At 61.7% G+C, this 16,509-nt stretch carries 20 protein-coding genes; 10 read left to right on the forward strand and 10 right to left on the reverse strand.

Going from position 1 to position 16,509, the window contains the following annotated elements; genetic code table 11:
- Window positions 1-16 precede the first annotated feature (16 nt).
- A complete protein-coding gene (locus tag NKJ67_RS16875; protein ID WP_127267719.1) occupies window positions 17-1,264 on the reverse strand; it encodes an ROK family protein in 1,248 nt (415 codons plus the stop codon).
- Between the two features lie 270 nt (window positions 1,265-1,534).
- Between NKJ67_RS16875 and xylF the strand changes: the two genes are divergently transcribed.
- The 4 genes from xylF (at window position 1,535) to NKJ67_RS16895 (ending at window position 6,638) form a co-directional block, all read left to right on the forward strand.
- Complete coding sequence (xylF, locus tag NKJ67_RS16880) at window positions 1,535-2,575, forward strand: D-xylose ABC transporter substrate-binding protein (protein WP_013529274.1); 1,041 nt, start codon at window positions 1,535-1,537, stop codon at window positions 2,573-2,575.
- A gap of 142 nt (window positions 2,576-2,717) precedes the next feature.
- Window positions 2,718-4,070, forward strand: a complete 1,353-nt coding sequence (locus NKJ67_RS16885; RefSeq protein WP_127267718.1) for a sugar ABC transporter permease — start codon at window positions 2,718-2,720, stop codon at window positions 4,068-4,070.
- An 11-nt stretch (window positions 4,071-4,081) separates the two neighbouring features.
- Window positions 4,082-4,882, forward strand: a complete 801-nt coding sequence (locus NKJ67_RS16890) for an ATP-binding cassette domain-containing protein (protein WP_127267717.1) — start codon at window positions 4,082-4,084, stop codon at window positions 4,880-4,882.
- A 127-nt stretch (window positions 4,883-5,009) separates the two neighbouring features.
- On the forward strand, window positions 5,010-6,638 hold the full coding sequence (locus tag NKJ67_RS16895; protein ID WP_127321395.1) for a CHASE domain-containing protein: 1,629 nt from the start codon (window positions 5,010-5,012) through the stop codon (window positions 6,636-6,638).
- A gap of 96 nt (window positions 6,639-6,734) precedes the next feature.
- Here the strand turns inward: NKJ67_RS16895 and NKJ67_RS16900 are convergent, their stop codons facing one another.
- The 6 genes from NKJ67_RS16900 to NKJ67_RS16925 all read right to left on the reverse strand — a co-directional run bounded on the left by NKJ67_RS16900 (window position 6,735) and on the right by NKJ67_RS16925 (window position 10,279).
- Window positions 6,735-6,980, reverse strand: coding sequence for a YMGG-like glycine zipper-containing protein (locus NKJ67_RS16900; RefSeq protein ID WP_023810994.1), 246 nt, complete (start codon window positions 6,978-6,980; stop codon window positions 6,735-6,737).
- Between the two features lie 83 nt (window positions 6,981-7,063).
- Window positions 7,064-7,390, reverse strand: a complete 327-nt coding sequence (locus tag NKJ67_RS16905; RefSeq protein WP_127267715.1) for a hypothetical protein — start codon at window positions 7,388-7,390, stop codon at window positions 7,064-7,066.
- A gap of 121 nt (window positions 7,391-7,511) precedes the next feature.
- Complete coding sequence (locus NKJ67_RS16910) at window positions 7,512-7,826, reverse strand: hypothetical protein (protein ID WP_236383520.1); 315 nt, start codon at window positions 7,824-7,826, stop codon at window positions 7,512-7,514.
- The gene (locus tag NKJ67_RS16915) at window positions 7,823-8,854 is read right to left on the reverse strand and encodes a sensor histidine kinase (RefSeq protein ID WP_164748875.1); all 1,032 of its coding nucleotides are present in this window, start codon (window positions 8,852-8,854) and stop codon (window positions 7,823-7,825) included. The genes NKJ67_RS16910 and NKJ67_RS16915 overlap by 4 nt, the downstream gene beginning before the upstream one ends.
- 178 nt (window positions 8,855-9,032) lie before the next feature.
- Window positions 9,033-9,200 (reverse strand): DUF1328 domain-containing protein, encoded by a 168-nt coding sequence (locus NKJ67_RS16920; RefSeq protein ID WP_013529282.1) that lies wholly within the window; start codon window positions 9,198-9,200, stop codon window positions 9,033-9,035.
- 284 nt (window positions 9,201-9,484) lie between these two features.
- Complete coding sequence (locus NKJ67_RS16925) at window positions 9,485-10,279, reverse strand: response regulator (protein WP_023810997.1); 795 nt, start codon at window positions 10,277-10,279, stop codon at window positions 9,485-9,487.
- Window positions 10,280-10,495: 216 nt separating this feature from the next.
- Here NKJ67_RS16925 and NKJ67_RS16930 point away from each other — a divergent pair, with 216 nt between their 5' ends.
- Window positions 10,496-10,699, forward strand: coding sequence for a NepR family anti-sigma factor (locus NKJ67_RS16930; RefSeq protein ID WP_127269630.1), 204 nt, complete (start codon window positions 10,496-10,498; stop codon window positions 10,697-10,699).
- Between the two features lie 3 nt (window positions 10,700-10,702).
- The gene (locus NKJ67_RS16935; RefSeq protein WP_013529285.1) at window positions 10,703-11,254 is read left to right on the forward strand and encodes an RNA polymerase sigma factor; all 552 of its coding nucleotides are present in this window, start codon (window positions 10,703-10,705) and stop codon (window positions 11,252-11,254) included.
- A 13-nt stretch (window positions 11,255-11,267) separates the two neighbouring features.
- Here NKJ67_RS16935 and NKJ67_RS16940 read toward each other — a convergent pair whose 3' ends face one another.
- Complete coding sequence (locus NKJ67_RS16940) at window positions 11,268-11,579, reverse strand: response regulator (RefSeq protein WP_050580453.1); 312 nt, start codon at window positions 11,577-11,579, stop codon at window positions 11,268-11,270.
- Between the two features lie 207 nt (window positions 11,580-11,786).
- On the opposite strand from NKJ67_RS16940, the gene NKJ67_RS16945 reads away from it, so the two are divergent.
- From NKJ67_RS16945 to NKJ67_RS16955, 3 genes are all read left to right on the forward strand, one after another.
- Window positions 11,787-12,548: a Crp/Fnr family transcriptional regulator gene (locus NKJ67_RS16945; RefSeq protein ID WP_256747408.1), complete on the forward strand. Its 762-nt coding sequence runs from the start codon at window positions 11,787-11,789 to the stop codon at window positions 12,546-12,548.
- A gap of 128 nt (window positions 12,549-12,676) precedes the next feature.
- Entirely contained in the window at window positions 12,677-13,003 is a 327-nt protein-coding gene (locus tag NKJ67_RS16950; RefSeq protein WP_023811001.1) for an ElaB/YgaM/YqjD family protein, read from the forward strand.
- Between the two features lie 11 nt (window positions 13,004-13,014).
- The gene (locus NKJ67_RS16955) at window positions 13,015-13,473 is read left to right on the forward strand and encodes a hypothetical protein (protein WP_352581996.1); all 459 of its coding nucleotides are present in this window, start codon (window positions 13,015-13,017) and stop codon (window positions 13,471-13,473) included.
- Window positions 13,474-13,488: 15 nt separating this feature from the next.
- On the opposite strand, the gene NKJ67_RS16960 is transcribed toward NKJ67_RS16955, so the two are convergent.
- Complete coding sequence (locus NKJ67_RS16960; RefSeq protein WP_502905224.1) at window positions 13,489-15,000, reverse strand: sensor histidine kinase; 1,512 nt, start codon at window positions 14,998-15,000, stop codon at window positions 13,489-13,491.
- A gap of 170 nt (window positions 15,001-15,170) precedes the next feature.
- Here NKJ67_RS16960 and NKJ67_RS16965 point away from each other — a divergent pair, with 170 nt between their 5' ends.
- On the forward strand, window positions 15,171-15,371 hold the full coding sequence (locus NKJ67_RS16965) for a hypothetical protein (RefSeq protein ID WP_127269171.1): 201 nt from the start codon (window positions 15,171-15,173) through the stop codon (window positions 15,369-15,371).
- A gap of 29 nt (window positions 15,372-15,400) precedes the next feature.
- Here NKJ67_RS16965 and NKJ67_RS16970 read toward each other — a convergent pair whose 3' ends face one another.
- Complete coding sequence (locus NKJ67_RS16970) at window positions 15,401-16,321, reverse strand: diacylglycerol/lipid kinase family protein (RefSeq protein WP_352581998.1); 921 nt, start codon at window positions 16,319-16,321, stop codon at window positions 15,401-15,403.
- Window positions 16,322-16,509 lie beyond the last annotated feature (188 nt).

Here is a 16,509-nt window from a genome sequence, read left to right on the forward strand (position 1 = left end):
ACTCCCTCGTTTGAACTCACGCCACGTTCTTGCCGCCGAAACCGGATCTTGCCTGCACGCCCGGCGCAAAAATCTCCTGATCGACGAAGATCAGCGCCCGCATGGCGCAGCCTTCGCGGATCAGCGGCAGTTCGTTCGGCTCGGTGTCGAAGGAAATCGATTTGGAATGCTGGCCGCCGGCGGTCTGGGCAATCGCTTGCCGCAATGCCGGCTCGATCAGGTCGAAGGCGGCGGCGCTGACACCGACCATGGCGACCGGCGCCGGATCGATCAGCGCGAACAGGCTGCCGAGGCCGTAGCCGAGCGCTTCGCCGGCCTTGCGATAGGCTTCCCGTTCGGGTCCGTCACCTTCGCGGGCCGCGGCAGCCAGGGCGCGCATGTCGGCGTCGCTGACATCGGCAACGGGTTCTGCATCCTCGCCCATCTGCCTGGCGTTGCGCCAGATGGCGTAATTGCCCGCATAGGCTTCGACGCAGCCGCGCCGTCCGCAGCGACATAGCGCGCCGTTCGGCCGATGGATCATGTGGCCGAATTCGCCGCCCGAAGAATGGGTGCCGGTGAACAATTCACCCTTCAGCACCAGTCCCATGCCGATGCCGTGCGACAAAAGGATAGCGATGAAATCGTCGCGGTAACGATCGGGGTCGCGCCAGCGCAGCGCCACCGCCATCATGTTGCAGTCGTTCTCCATTATGGCAGGGATGCCGAACTCGTCTTCGAATATGTCAGCGAAGGCGATGTCGGTGTGCGGCGTGATCGGCGACCACAGCATGGCGCGGGCACGGGTGTCGGTGATGCCCTGGATGGCCAGCGCGATGCGGGCGATGCTGCGCACGTCCAGGTCGGGATCTGCCAGGCGGCGCCGCACGATGGCCGTGCATTCCCCGATCAGCGACTCGCGCGACATCGTCAGCGTGTCCAGCCGGCGCTGTTCCTCGGATATCACCTGGCCGGCATAGTCGATGACGGCGACGGAGAGGAAGTTCAGCGACAGCACCACGGTCATTACCGCGGCCGCTTCCGGATTGAGACTGAGGCCGACCTGCGGCCGGCCGCGTTTGAGCGAGCCGGCCTCGCTCGGCTTGCTTTCGGTCAGGATGCCTTCGACGATCAGGTCGGATGAAATCGCCGAGATGGTCGAATGGCTGAGGCTTGTGGTCGCGGCGATCTCGGTTCGCGACGGCTGTCCGGCGCGGCGCACTGCCGCGATCACCATGGCGCGGTTGCGGCGGCGCAGATCGTCGTGGCGGATTCCGACCGACATGTTCTTTCATATCCTCCCGGTCGCCGCGGTTCCTCCTGCCCCTGGAACGCTGTCGGTGACGCCGGTAAATACTGGCAGAAGCTGCACGCCGTGTCATTTATTTATTCCGAGACTCGAAAAAAACTCGAAATGACATCAAAATCCATCAGAATCGATGTTGACAGCGTTCGGGCGTTGGCCCAGTATTTTTTCGAGGCTCGAAAAAATAGAGCCTCTGTGCCGGCCCTCGGGTCAGTTTGGTCGCGCCATACGCGGCGCAGGGAGGATAATATGAAAAGATTCACGGCCGCCATCCTGGCGGGTGCCGCCATGTCGCTGACGCTCGCGTCTGTCGCGCAGGCGAAGGACAAGGTTGTCGGCGTTTCGTGGTCCAACTTCCAGGAAGAACGCTGGAAGACCGACGAAGCCGCCATGAAGACGGCGATCGAGGCCGCCGGCGACAAGTACATCTCCGCCGATGCGCAGTCCAATCCCGGCAAGCAGCTTACCGATGTCGAAAGCCTGATCTCGCAGGGCGCTAATTCCCTGATCATCCTGGCGCAGGACGCTTCGGCCATCGGCCCGGCCGTGCAGAAGGCGCTGGACGAAGGCATTCCGGTCGTCGGCTATGACCGGCTGATCGAGAACAAGGACGTCTTCTATCTGACCTTCGACAACAAGGAAGTCGGCCGCATGCAGGCCCGCGAAGTGTTCAAGGTCAAGCCGGAAGGCAACTACGTCTTCATCAAGGGCTCCGGTGCCGATCCCAATGCCGACTTCCTGTTCTCGGGCTCGATGGAAGTGCTCAAGGAAGCCATCGACAGCGGCAAGATCAAGAATGTCGGCGAAGCCTACACGGATGGCTGGCTGCCCGCTAACGCCCAGAAGAACATGGAACAGTTCCTGACCGCCAACGACAACAAGGTCGACGCGGTGGTCGCGGCCAATGACGGCACTGCCGGTGGCGTCGTCGCGGCGCTGACGGCTCAAGGCTTGGCCGGCACCGTGCCGGTCTCGGGTCAGGACGGCGACCACGCCGCGCTGAACCGCATCGCCCTCGGCACGCAAACCGTGTCGGTGTGGAAGGACGCGCGGGAGCTCGGCAAGAATGCCGCCGAGATCGCCTCGCAACTGGCCGACGGCAAGAAGACGAGCGACATCGCCGGCGCCAAGGACTTCACGACGCCGGGCGGCAACACCGTCAAGTCGCTGTTCCTGACCCCGGTTGCCATCACCAAGGACAATCTCAACGTCGTCATCGACGCCGGCTGGATCAAGAAGGACGAAGTCTGCGCGGGTGTCGCCGCCGGCACCGTGGCGGCCTGCAACTGATCCGTACCACTTTGAAATATCTGAACGCCGCGGCCCAAAAGCCGCGGCGTTTTCTCAAAGAATTCTGTTTCCGCATCATGCGGATAGCTTCTAGGCTGGGCTCCGGCATGCGCGTCAGACGGCCAGCCGGTGGGAGGAAACCATGACCGATACGACGTCAAACCCGCAGACCGATACGGCGCGCGCGTCGGAACTCGGCGCCGTCGCCCGGTTCCTGAAGGCGACCGAGATCGACACCCGCATGCTCGGCATGATCGGCGCGCTGCTGGTCATCTGGATTGGGCTGCATGTCATTTCCAGCCTGCGCCTTGGCGTCAATCCGCTCGATTTCGACAGCCGCACCTTTCTCACGCCGCGCAATCTGTGGAACCTGTCGGTGCAGACATCCGCGGTTGCCATCATGGCCTGCGGCATGGTGCTGGTCATCGTCATGCGCAACATCGACCTGTCGGTCGGTTCCGCCGAGGGCCTGATCGGCATGGTGATGGGATTTGCCCAGGTGCATTTCCTGGTGCGCTTTGTCGGGCTCGAACTCGGCAACCCGTGGATCTGGGTCCTGGCACTGGTCATCGGCCTGGCGCTCGGCCTGTTGATCGGCGCTTTTCAAGGCTTCGTCATCGCCTATCTCGAAGTGCCCGCCTTTATCGTGACGCTGGGCGGCCTGCTGGTCTGGCGCGGTGCCGCCTGGTGGGTCACGTCAGGCCAGACCGTGGCGCCGCTTAACGCCACTTTTCAGCTGATGGGCGGTGGGCCGGCGGGATCGATCGGCGCGACCTGGAGCTGGGTCGTTGGGATCGTCGCCTGCCTCGCCGTGGTGTTTGGGCTGTTCAACGGGCGGGTGCAGCGCAAGCGTTTCCGGTTTCCGCTACGTCCGATCTGGGCCGAGGCGCTGCTTGGAGTCGTCACCTGCGGCGCCATCATGGGTGCGGTCTGGCTCGCCAACTCCTACCCCTGGCCGATCGGCATCGTGAACAGATATGCGGCCGCCAACAACATCACCGTTCCCGAAGGCGGCCTGTTCATCGCCCACGGTATCGCCATACCGGTGCTGATGGCTGTCGCCGTCGGGCTGGTCATGACCTTCATCACCAACCGCACCCGTTTCGGCCGCTATGTGTTCGCCATCGGCGGCAATCCCGAGGCGGCTAATCTCGCCGGCATCAACACGCGATGGATCACCATGAAGGTGTTCATGATCATGGGCGTGCTGGCCACGATTGCCGCGGCGATCTCCTCGGCCCGGCAGAATTCGGCCACCAACGTGCTTGGAACGCTCGACGAACTGCTCGTCATTGCAGCCGCCGTGATCGGCGGCACGTCGCTTGCCGGCGGATCGGGAACGATCATCGGCGCCATGCTGGGCGCGCTGCTGATGCAGTCGCTGCAGTCCGGCATGGTGCTGCTCGGCGTCGACTCGCCGCTGCAGAGCATCGTCGTCGGGGCCGTACTGGTCATCGCCGTGTGGCTCGACACCGTCTATCGCAAGCGCGTCTAGGAGGGCATGCCATGAATGACAAGACTGCTCCTGCAGCCACCGCGCTGATCGACATGAGGAACATCTCGATCGCGTTTGGCGGCATCCGCGCCGTCGACGACGCCTCGATCGATCTTTTCCCCGGCGAGGTCGTGGCGCTGCTCGGCCACAATGGCGCCGGCAAGTCGACATTGATCAAGATCCTGTCCGGCGCCTACAAGCGCGATTCGGGCCAGATCTTCGTCAACGGCGAGGAGGCATCGATCTCCAATCCACGCGACGCCAAGAAATACGGCATCGAGACGATCTACCAGACGCTGGCGTTGGCCGACAATGTCGACGCCGCCGCCAATCTGTTCCTCGGCCGCGAGCTGATGACCGCCTGGGGCACGCTCGACGACGTTGCCATGGAGGCCGAGGCGCGCAAGGTGATGGGTCGGCTCAATCCCCGCTTCCAGCGCTTCAAGGAGCCGGTGATCAAGCTGTCGGGTGGCCAGCGGCAATCGGTGGCGATCGCGCGTGCGATCCTGTTCAACGCCCGCATCCTGATCATGGACGAGCCGACGGCGGCGCTTGGTCCGCAGGAAACGGCGCAGGTCGGCGAACTGGTCAAGCAGCTCAAGTCCGATGGCATCGGCATCTTCCTGATCAGCCACGACATCCACGATGTGTTCGAGCTTGCCGACCGGGTCTGCGTCATGAAGAACGGCCAGGTCGTTGGCACCGCCCGCACCACCGATGTCACGCAGGACGAGGTGCTGGGGATGATCATTCTTGGCAAATGCCCGCCGGGCGCCATTCCAGGACCGGGCGCGCTGAAGATCGCGGCCTGAGATCAAGCCAGCTCGCGGTTGCCGGACACGTGATATGCCAGCCGTAAGGATGGCTTGGCCTTGGCATTGTGTTGGCACGGCGACTTGCCCATAAAGGTCCGATATCGCTCAGGGACCGCACGATCCGTTGAAGAAGCTTTTCCCGATCATCGCCTTTATCGCCGTCGCACTAATCAGCATGGTGATGGCAGGTTTCGCCTATTTCGCCACACAGGAAGCCGCGCGCATCAAGTTCGAGGCGACTGCCGACGACGCGCTCAACCGGATCGAGAGCCGCATCGACCTGCATCTGTCGCTGCTGCGCTCGACGCAGGCCCTGTTCGACGCCCGCAATGGCGATATTTCTCGCAATGAGTTCAAGGCGTTCTTCAACGCGCTCGATGTCGACAAGAATTTCGCCGGCTTGCGCGGCATCGGTTTCCTCAGGCTGGCAAAGACGGGCGACGAGGCGACGGTCGAACGCGATATGCTGCACGATTATGGCGTCAGTCATCCAATCTACCCGGATACCACGCAACCTTGGCGTACCCCTATCGTGCTGTTCGAACCGCTGGATCCATCCAACCAAGCCGCCATCGGCTACGACATGTTCAGCGAACCGATGCGGCGTGTGGCGATCGAAAAGGCGATGTCCGACGACCAGCAGCACGCCAGCGGGTTGGTGCAACTGGGCCAGGACACGGGCGCCTCGCAGACGTTCACCGGCTTCTTCGTTTTCGTGCGGCTCAATGTCGAAACCGCTCCCGACGTCATCAATGCTTCGAGATCCTCGACATCAGGTTTTCTCTATGCGGCCTTCCGGGCTCGCGATCTGTTCCAGACCGCGCTCAGCCGGTCGCCGCTACTGCCGGTCAACACCGAAATCTATGACGGCGATGGTGCCGTGAGCGGCGACAATCTGCTGTTCCGGTCGGAGACGCCGCCGGCTTCGACTTTCGGGGACAGGCTGCTGGTCACCCGAAAGATCATCGTCGCCGGACGGCCATGGACTGTCCTGTTCCGGCCGACAAGCGCCTTCTCGCAGCCGTCGTCGCGCGCCATTCCGGTGATGCTGGGGCTATTCGGCCTGCTGTTGGCGGGCGCCATCGCGCTGGTGGCGCGATATCAGGAGCGGGCCTATGAGGCAGCGTCGCGGTTGCACGAAACCACGGAAAAGAGCTTGATCGAAAAAGACCTGATGCTGCAGGAGATGAAGCATCGCATCAAGAATTCGATCACCAGGGTGCTGGCGATCGCGCGCCAGACGGCATCGCGGGCTACCGACGTCAACGAGTTTTCCGCATCTTTCTCGGCCAGGCTGCAGGCGATGGCAGCGTCCCAGGACATGCTGACGCGCTCTCGCTGGCAGAAGGCCGATCTTGGCGATCTCTTGCGCATCGAACTCGGCCAGGTGTTCGGCAAGGAGTTGCCCGAGGGGCTGCTGTCAGGGCCGCAAGTGCTGCTTGACGAAACCACGACGCAAGCGCTCGGCCTGACCTTCCACGAACTGGCGACGAATGCGCTGAAATACGGCGAAGCCGGCAATTCCGTGGGGGCACTGAAAGTGGATTGGTCTCTGGAAGGGCGTGGGCGCGACAGGACGCTGGCCCTCAACTGGCGCGAAAACGGGCAGAAGAAACTCGAAGCTCCCGCCGAAACCGGCTTCGGCACCAAGCTGATCGATCTCAACGTGACGCGCGAATTACGCGGTACGATCAAGCGCGACTACCAGGCCAATGGGCTGAACGTGGAAATCAAAATTCCACTCGCCAATTGAGCGCGACCTTCTCCCGAAAAGGATCAAGCGTCCGGACATGAAAAATCCGAAGGCCAGCGGACCAGCCTCCGGATCGACGTTTCGATTATCGCCGAATTAGTTGCAGCGAGCCGTGTAGATCCGGCCGCGATGATCGCGATATTGGCAATAGCCGTTGCGCAGATTGCGCACCAGCAGGCCGGAACCGGCGCCAACGGCCGCGCCGATCAGCGCGCCCTTGCCGCCGCCGACCAAGCCGCCGACACCGGCGCCGATCAAGCCGCCGCCAACCACGTCCTGTTCGGTCGAGGTGCAGCCGCTGACGGCAACCACCGCAACCAGGGCAATAATCATCTTCCGCATAGAGTCACTCCTCACTTTTTGTCCTCACTTGGTAAAGCTCCAGCTGCCATTTAGCATGAAATGACGGCCTTTGCTGCTGCAATCTATTGTTGGTGAAGATAGTCTTTTTCTGGGCCTGCCGCGTTCGACGCCATTACCAGGCTGGAAATTGCCAAAGAAGCGTCAAGCGTACCATCGGCGCGCACGTTCCAGACGATCTGATCATAGTCGTCTTCAAGCACCGGATCGACGGCAAGACATTTGGCGACGATGTGATCAGCCTGCCCTTGCACGTCGCCCAAGACGAATGGGCGCTCGGCCACACATTGCTCGGCGGTCGCGAAAATGCTGACGGGCACCTGGAGTTCACGGCAGTCGGCCATCGTGTTCGAGCAACCGATGACCAGCAGCAATGCAGCGATATGTTCCATGGCGGGAAAGTCCTCTCGCCATAGTAACGGTCTACATCAGCCAAAGTTCCTGGCGCGCTGGGCCGGGTAGGGAAATAAGACGGCGACAATTGATTCTGTCGCCGGCCGAAACGAGCTGGCCTCAATAGACCAGCTGGTACAGGGCGACCACCACGATCACCGCCACCAAGGCCAACGCAACAAGGCGCAAGGCTCCGTTGGGGACAGGGGCCAGCGGTGGCGCGGATGACTCGGAGTCCTCAAACTCGCCCATGGAAATCCGGGCGGCCTGCTCCAGTCTGTTCATATCGGCAACCGTCAAGGCATTCCCTCCCGCACCATGCTGCAAATCCTGCTGCGGAAATGTTCGGTGATGCAACAGGTTCCAGCGGTATCTGGGAAAAACAGCATCTGCTTTTATGGTGAACAGCTGGTTAAGAAAGCTCGGGTCGCTCAATCCGTCTCGAAATTGCCGTGGGGAACGACAAGGCGGTACTCGAGACGGCCAGCCGCGATTTCGAGCGTCGCCGTTCCGTTCAGTGACGCCGGCACGACCCGTTCGAGTGCGACGCTGCCGAAGCGCTTCTCGCTACGCCTGACATCACTGGCTCCGATTGCCTCGGCCCATGTCAGCGACAGGGAGGTTCCCGTGTCGGCGGCGGTCAGGTTGGCTGTAACATTGACGAATCCATCGGGCCGCGACAGGGCGCCATAGCTCACCGAATTGACGGCGAGTTCATGCATCGCAAGGCCGATATGCAGGGCAGCGTTGGGATTGAGATAGGGGTTGGCCCCCTGAAACCTCAGGCTGCGAACCGGATCGCCGCCGTAGCGGCCCACCTGGCCCGATACGAGTTCGCGAAGTGCGGCGCCCCGCCAGTTGGAAGAGGTCACGAGATCCTGGGACGAAGCCAGCGATTGCAGCCGGCCGCGAAAACGTGTCAGGAAATCGCCGATGCTGTCGGAGTAGCGACCGGTCTGGGTGGCTATGCTCTGGATGATCGCCAGCAGGTTTTTCGAGCGATGGCTCACCTCCCGCAACAGCGTCGTCAGGGTCTGCTCACGGCGCTTCTGCTCGGTCGTCTCGACCATCGTGGTGACGACGCCTTGCACCGTGCCGCCGTCGCCGTGGTCGGCATCGATCCAGACCTCAAACCAGCGGCTGCCATCCTCGACGGGAACGCTGATCTCGAGACGTTGGGGGTTGCCGGATGCAATGACGTCGCGCTTGGCCGCGCCGATGCGGTCGGCCTGCGCCTCCGGCAGAATACCGATGCTGTCGGCGGTGTCCGAAACCCAGGGCGCACGCATGTTGCGCGCCCATACGGTTTTCATCTCGCGGTCCTGGTAGAGAACGGAAATGCCGGCATTGTGCAACGCGTGAAGAAGGGCGCGGCCGAGCTGCATGCCGCTTTCGGCAGGATGGAGGGCGATGACTTCATCGCTTTGCACGTCGTCCTTCCTGTTTCCGGTCCTGGAACCCATCGGCCAAACTGTCCACCCAATTCAGGCTGAACGGCTCACCGGTGAATGGGTTCCAAAGAGGTTTCCCGAACCCGCCGCCAAAAAACGGTCCGCCGGACGGCGTCCTTTGAAGGACACCGCCCGGCGGTGGCTGGAAACCGTTTGAGGGGTGCGGCTTCCAGTGTTCGGCCGTCCGTCTTTACGAAGCCCTTTTGAACAGGCCCGCAAGAAGCGAAATGACCAGGAAAGCGAGGAAGATGAAAAACAATATCTGCGCTATGCCGGCAGATGTACCGGCGATGCCGCCGAAACCAAGCGCGCCGGCGATGATCGCAACGACGAGAAATACGAGCGCCCAGTAAAGCATGATGCATCTCCTTCGAATGATGCGATAAAAACGTGGGTGGTTGCGGTTTGTTCCCACCCTTTGCCGAAAAAGACCGAGCTTGCAATTCGTTCGGCAGCCGGACGCGCAGGAAATTCGCCCTCACCGCCCGATGCGTGGATCAGGCGGCTCGAAGTGAAGAATTGAAGAATTGAGGAATTGATGAATTGACGATTTTGATGATCTGGAGAAATCGGCGAGCGAGGCTATCGCCTTCAATTCCTCAATTCCTCAATTCCTCAATTCCTCCACTCCTCAATTCGCGACTATGCGGCTGCTTTCGCCTGCCGGTCAAAAAACAGTGCCTGGCTGATCAGCGCCTTGACCATGTCGGGATTGAACGGCTTGGTGACCAGGAAGGCTGGTTCCGGTCGTTCACCAGTCAACAGGCGTTCGGGGAAGGCGGTGATGAAGATGACCGGCACCGACGTCGATGACAGGATCTCGTTCACGGCCTCGATGCCGGAACTGCCGTCGGCAAGCTGGATGTCGGCCAGCACCATCTTCGGCCGTGTCTTGCCGAACATCATCACGGCCTCGGCATGGGTGCGCGCCGTTCCAACGACGCGGTGCCCGAGGCTCTCTACCATTTCTTCGATATCCATGGCGATCAGCGGTTCATCCTCGATGATCAGAACGTCGGTTGCCACCTGACGGGATATCTCGTTGCTCGCCTGGGCAAGCAGCTCTGAAAACTCCTGGTCGCCGACGTCGAGGATCTCAGCCGCTTCGTCCTCGCTGAAGCCTTCGACAGCCACGAGGAGGAAGGCCTGACGGGGCCGCGGCGCGATCGCATTCAGATTGGCGGCGGTGCGCTGTTCCCACGCCGATTGCGCCTGCTCCTGTGGAACGCGAATGGCGACCGATGTGAACAGCTTGGCGAAAACCTTGTACAGCGCGATGCGGTCGCTCGATGCTTCGGGAAATATCTCGATATCGGCGATGATGGCCTCGAGCATCGCGGCTACCAGCGCATCACCACTCTCTTGCGACCCGGAAACAGCCCGCGAGAAGCGGCGCAGGAAGGGCAGATGTGGTGCGATGGTGGCGGATAAGCTCATGGTAAGACGTCTCCCTCAGAATGACGTGAATGCGTAGCAGGTCAAGCTGACTGCAAGCCCTGACGATAACGCGGATTTTTAGAAAAAGTTCCGCCTCGACGGAACAAATACCGGGGAGGGGCGTTTGGGGTCGGGATGGGCAACCAGACGAGGGCGCCGCTTGCGTTGTGTTGAGTATGATAAGAGCGGTTTGAGCGCTGGGAATATAAGGGCAAAATGAAGGATATGACGAAAGATATTCTGGCTGGCGCTGAGAGCAGGCGCCGGAACGGTTCTGGTGATGCTCTTGGGCCGAACTCCGAAATCGGACGCAAACTCAAACAATATTACGACGCGCTGGTCTCCGACGATGTGCCGGATCGCTTTTCCCAGTTGCTTAGCCAGCTGGAACGGGCTGAACCCGCACAGAAGAAGGACTGAGGCATGGCCGCGGTCTCACAAGGCTTCAAGACCGATCTGCTTGGGGCAATCCCAAGTCTGCGCGCGTTCGCCGTGTCGCTGACGCAAAATGCCGACAAAGCCGACGACCTCGTCCAGGAAACGCTCGTCAAGGCCTGGGACAAGCATGAGAGCTTCCAGCCCGGCACCAATCTCAAGGCCTGGCTTTTCACCATCCTGCGCAACGAGTTCTATTCGCAGATGCGCAAGCGCGGGCGCGAAGTGCAGGACAGCGACGGTATCATGACGGCCAGGCTTGCCGTTCATCCGGCCCAGCACGGCCAGCTCGACCTGAAGGATTTTCGCGGCGCCCTGGAGCAATTGCCGGAGGACCAACGCGAAGCCATCATCCTCATCGGCGCATCTGGTTTCTCCTACGAGGAGGCCGCCGAGATCTGCGGTTGCGCGGTGGGAACGATCAAGAGCCGCGTCAGCCGAGCCCGTACGCGCTTGCAGGAGATCCTGAAAATATCAGGCGAGGACGAGTATGGTCCGGACGCAATTTCGGCCCAGGTAACGAGCTCGCCGGCGAGCTGACCGCGATCGTGTCTCAAGCGCGTCCGCAGGCCGCGGCGACCGCTTGCACGAGGTCTTCACCCGAATAGGGTTTGCCAACCAGCCTGACGCCCGGAAACGATGCCTTGATTTCATCGGCATCCGAATAGCCCGACGCAAACACGAAAGGTATGCCTGCCGCGCGCAGCCCGGAGGCGAAATCGATAGTTGAGGCGCCGCCCAGCATCAAGTCGACAATGGCTGCATCGAATCGCGTGGCGACCTCGCGGCCATCGACCTCGGTCAGGTCACGGGCGATCACCACCTCATCGGCGCCATGGTCGCGGCAAAGCTGCTCGACGTCCATGGCGATCAGAAATTCGTCCTCCAGGACCAGAATCCGCAATCCGTCGAGCAATGTGGGCACAGGCAAAGACTCCTTGAAACGCCGGAGTCATGATCGCTAATTCGCTTGCTGTCATTTAAAAAAGACATGTGGCAAGCGGGCGGAACCTCAATCCTTGCAACGCGTTGAAACGCGCTCTCCAAGAGCGGCTTTCGAAGGGGGGTCGAAATGTCGGTTCAGAACAATAGCGCTTTCTCCAGCCGCCAATATCCTTGCGAGAACTGCCCATTGCGGCCGTTGCCGATTTTTCGCGATTTCGAAAAACAGGAACTGGCCTTCATCAGCAAATTCAAGAAGGGCGAACTCGCAGTCGAAAAGGGTGGCACGGTGCTGGTGGAGGGAAGCCATAGCGCCCATCTCTACACGGTGCTCTCCGGCTGGGCGTTCCGCTACAAGCTGCTGCGGGACGGCCGCCGCCAGATCCTCAACTATCTCATGCCCGGTGATCTGATTGGCCTGCAAGGCAGTGTGATGGGCGAGATGCAGCATTCCGTGGAGGCACTGTCGCCGATGCTGCTGTGTGTTTTCGAGCGCGAATATCTGCATGAGCTGTACCGCAATCATCCCGGGCTGGCCTATGACATCACCTGGATCGCATCGCGTGAAGAGCGGATGCTGGACGAGAATCTGCTCAGCCTCGGGCGCCGCAGTGCGATCGAGCGCGCTGCCTATCTCATCGCCTTCATCGGCAGCCGCGCCAAGGTCGTCGGACTGAATGGCAACCAATCCGTCCAGATACCGATCACGCAACAGCACATCGCCGATACGCTTGGCCTGTCGCTGGTTCACACCAACAAGACGATCCGCAAGCTGATGGATCGCAAGCTGATCGTCTGGCGCGACGGCGGCTGCGTGGTTTCCGACAATGAAGGGCTCAAGCGGCTCGCCGGCTGGGAAGGGCTGGGTGAAGCGCGCCGGCCATTAATCTGAGGAAGCGTGTTTTGCCGGAGCCGGCGGACCGGGTGCGCGCCGATGCGTTTTCGGCTACTTTGTCCCCAATGCCGGAACCTTGAGACGCGCAGCGCGTTTGAAACCAAGCAATCACAAGGAGTTAAGCCATGGCCACTGCCGCAGGAAAGACCGCAAACGACGCCCGTGCAAATGCGGACCTGGAAGCCGACATCAGGCAGTTGAAGGCCGACATCGACAAGCTCACCAAACAACTGGCCAAGACCGGCGAGCATGGCTATGGCACCGCGCGCCGCGCAGCCACGGAAGGGGTCGAGCAGTTGCGTGCGCAGGGCGAAGCAGCCTTTGACAGCCTGCGCAGCAATGCCAAGGACATCGAAGCGCAGATGATGGCAAGCGTGCGTGAAAAGCCGGTGACGTCACTGGCGATCGCCGCCGGCGTAGGCTTCCTTTTCGCGCTCATCGCGCGTCGCTAGTCGCGCTCCAGATGGGAATGTTGGCAACCCTGATCTCGGGCCTCGCCTCGGGGGAAACCGTGGCCGCCATACACCGGGCGCGCACGGCGGCGATCGTCTATGTGATCGCCATGGCCGCCGCACTTTGCGGTGTCGGTTTTCTTGTCGGGGCCGCCTATATCTGGACGGCGATGCGCTATGGGCCGCTTGCCGCGGCACTGGGGTTTGGCGTCGGTTTCCTGGTGCTTGCCGGACTTATCCTGCTGATCTACCGGATCTCCGCAGGCTCACGCGCCCGGCGCCGGGCGCAGCGCCGCAATGCCGACATGAAGGCGATCGGCATCACCGCCGCACTCGCCGTGCTGCCGAGCCTGCTCAAGGGAAAAGGCGGTCTCGGCGTCATTCTAGGGCCCGCCGTGGCGCTCGCGGCCTACGCCATCTACCGGGAGAATGTGAAATCCGACGATCCGGATGAGAGCGAACGGAGATAGAGCTGTTGGGAGAGGTCACTTTGACAACTCTTCCAGCGGCATCGAGATTTCGGCAAACACGCCCTCCGGCCGGAATTCATGGGTTACTTCGCTGGAAATGACCTTGGCCAGGCTGCGGCGAATGAGGATCGAGCCGAAGCCGTGCCGATCCGGCGGAGCGACTTGCGGGCCGCCGCTTTCGCGCCAGGTCAGCACAAGACGCCGGGCATCCCTCCTGCCTTGCGTCCTCCAGCCGAGATCGACCCTGCCTGACGGCACCGACAGCGAGCCATATTTCAGCGCGTTGCTGGCCAGTTCATGCAGGATCAGGCCAAGCCCGACGGCCTGGTCGGGCGACAGCAGCAGGTCGTCGCCGGAGATCGTCATGCGCGGCTGCTCGGCCGTTTCGAAAGGTTTGACCTCGATCTGGACGAGTTCACTGATGCCGATGCCGCGCCACTCGCGGTCCGACAACAGATTGTGGGCGATGCCCAAGGCCTGAAGCCTGGCGCCGAACGCCTCGAGGAACTCGCTTGGCGGGCGGGCATGGCGCACGGTCTGCGTTGCCAGCGCCTGGACGGTCGCCAAAGTGTTCTTGACGCGATGGTTGAGCTCACGCAGCAGCAGCCGTTGGCGTTCGTCGCCGAGCTTACGCTCGGAGATGTCGTAGTTGACGCCGAAGATCAAGGTCGGCTTGCCGTCGCCGTCACGCTCGATGACACGGCCGCGCGTGGCGAGCCAGCGCGGCGGATGAAAGCCCTTCACCCGGTATTCGCCGAAATAGTCGTCGCTGCCGGTCAGGGCGTCGCGAAAGCGGGTTTCGGTCTGGTAGACGTCACGCGGATCGATGGCGGTGAGGATGTCGCGTGCGCGCAGCCGGTTGGATCGCGGCAGGTTGAACAGCTCCGACATCAATGTGTCGCATTCGATGATATCGGTGCGGATATCCCATGCCCAACTAGCGAGCGACGCCGCATCGAGTGCGATGGCGCGTCGTTTTTCCTCGCGAACCAGTGCGGCCTCGGCGATCGCGCCGCTGCGGGTTGCGTCCTTGAGGGTGAACAGGCTGGCAGCGAGGCCGGCGAGCGACTTCAACTGGTCGAGCTCAGCGTGGGATGGAAAACCATGCGGCGAGCGGTCGAGCACGCACAGCGTGCCGATGCGGGCACCTGCCACAACCATCGGCGCGCCGGCATAGAAGCGGACATGGTGCTTTCCGGTGACCAGCGGGTTGGTCTTGAAACGGGGATCCGTCGTTGCATTCACCACCACCATCGGTTCGTCGCCGGCGGCAATCGCATGGGCGCAGAAGGAGACGTCGGTCGCGGTTTCGGCCTCGTCCAGGCCGAAGCAGGATTTGAACCACTGCCGTTCGAGGTCGACGAGCGTGACCAGGGCCATCGGCACCTGCATCACCGCCGCGGCAAGGCTGCTGACGCGGTCGAAATCGGGATCGGCCGCTGTATCCAGCATCTCCAACCCGTGCAGCACGGCGAGCCGGTCAACATCCTTGACTGCGCGCGCAACTTCGGCCGGCAGCTCGGGCACTGTTTGCGTCTTGCCAGTCACCCCAATTGCCTCGTCTCGGTCTTCGCCGCCGCCTGCTTGCGCTGGTGCAAGGCCAGCGCGCTTTTCCGGAACCATCCTAGCGAGGAACCGTTACCCGACCATGATTTGCCGAGCGCGCCAGCTGGTGCAGAATGAGACAGGGATCGAGCATGGCCAAGATCATTCCAGAAAACAAGGCGCGGCAGGGGCGATGGGGCTGGCATGGATTTCGAATCCTGATCGCCGCATTGCTTCTGGTGTTTGCTGCGTGGGGCATTGCCGAGATTTATGGTGTGTTGATCAAGGCGCCAACCAGCGATGAACAGCATGTCCCCACGCCCAGCACCACCGAGCAGGCTCCTGCTGGCTAAAGCCGGTTTGTTCGTTGCAACGCATCGCATCAGGCGGCTCTCGATTGGGTCGCGCTCGCCGGCACCAGTACATTCAGCGCGCCAGGCTGGATTTCGATTACCGTTTCACGGTCAAGCCTGACCAATTCGCCGTCCATCACAGCGCGAAACTTGCGGCTGCTCGAATGGATTTTCAGCACCGTTCTGTTCGTCTGGTGGATTTCGACATGTTCGTTGTCGCGCCATTTGCCGCGCGCCACGTTGAAGAAAAACTTGACCAGTTCGGCGCGCTGCTTCGCCACCGTGACATAGACACCGAGTACGCCGCCCGCCGGATTGTCGGCATAAGGCAAATGGCCTTCGCCGAACAAATTGTTGGTGATGCCGATGCCGGTGATGCGTGCCGCCATTTCGGCTTCGCCGATGCTGAGCGTCACATTCATCGCAGGTGGATTGTTGATCGTCGCCCAAGCCGCTTTGGCCGAGGCGCGGATCTTTCCCAACCGCGAACCGAACTCCATCTTCTGGCGCAGTTGCACCATCTTCGCATGCATGCCGATCGAGAACTGATGTATGAAAGGTTGGCCATTGGCTGTCGCCACGTCGACCGCGATGATTTCGCCGTCGGCGAAGGATTTCAGCGCTCCATCGAGTGACTGCGGAATGCCCAACCCCCGCGCGAACAGGTTCATGGTGCCGGCCGGCAATATGGCAAGCGCCTTCTTCGTGCCCATCAGCCGGGCGGCCGCGGCGGAAATGGTCCCGTCGCCGCCACCCGCCAGCACGATGTCGACAGAGCGACGCGAAGCCGCGCTGTCAAGCGTTTCCACCACGTCCTTGCCGGCGACAATTTCGATGCTGAGCGAGTGCCCTGCCGTCTCCAGCGTCTGATGCATCCTGTCGGAGAAGGCGACGAGGTCGGTGGTGCGCAAAGTGCCGCCATCCCGGTTCAGCACCGCTGCGAATTTCATACCCCGCTCCACCACGTCAGCCAAAAAGTGGCCGGGACACGCCCAGCCGATGGCTGAAACGCGGCGGCGACGGAAAGGTTCCCTTGACACGGAGGGGCTTCTAAGCCGCTCGATCATTTCCGTGTTTTCGTTTCCCGAACCGCAGTGGTTTTGTCGGAACAACAGACTGGTCACGACGTTGTGAACCT

The organism is Mesorhizobium sp. M0088 (assembly GCF_040322895.1).
Taxonomy (GTDB): Bacteria; Pseudomonadota; Alphaproteobacteria; order Rhizobiales; family Rhizobiaceae; genus Mesorhizobium.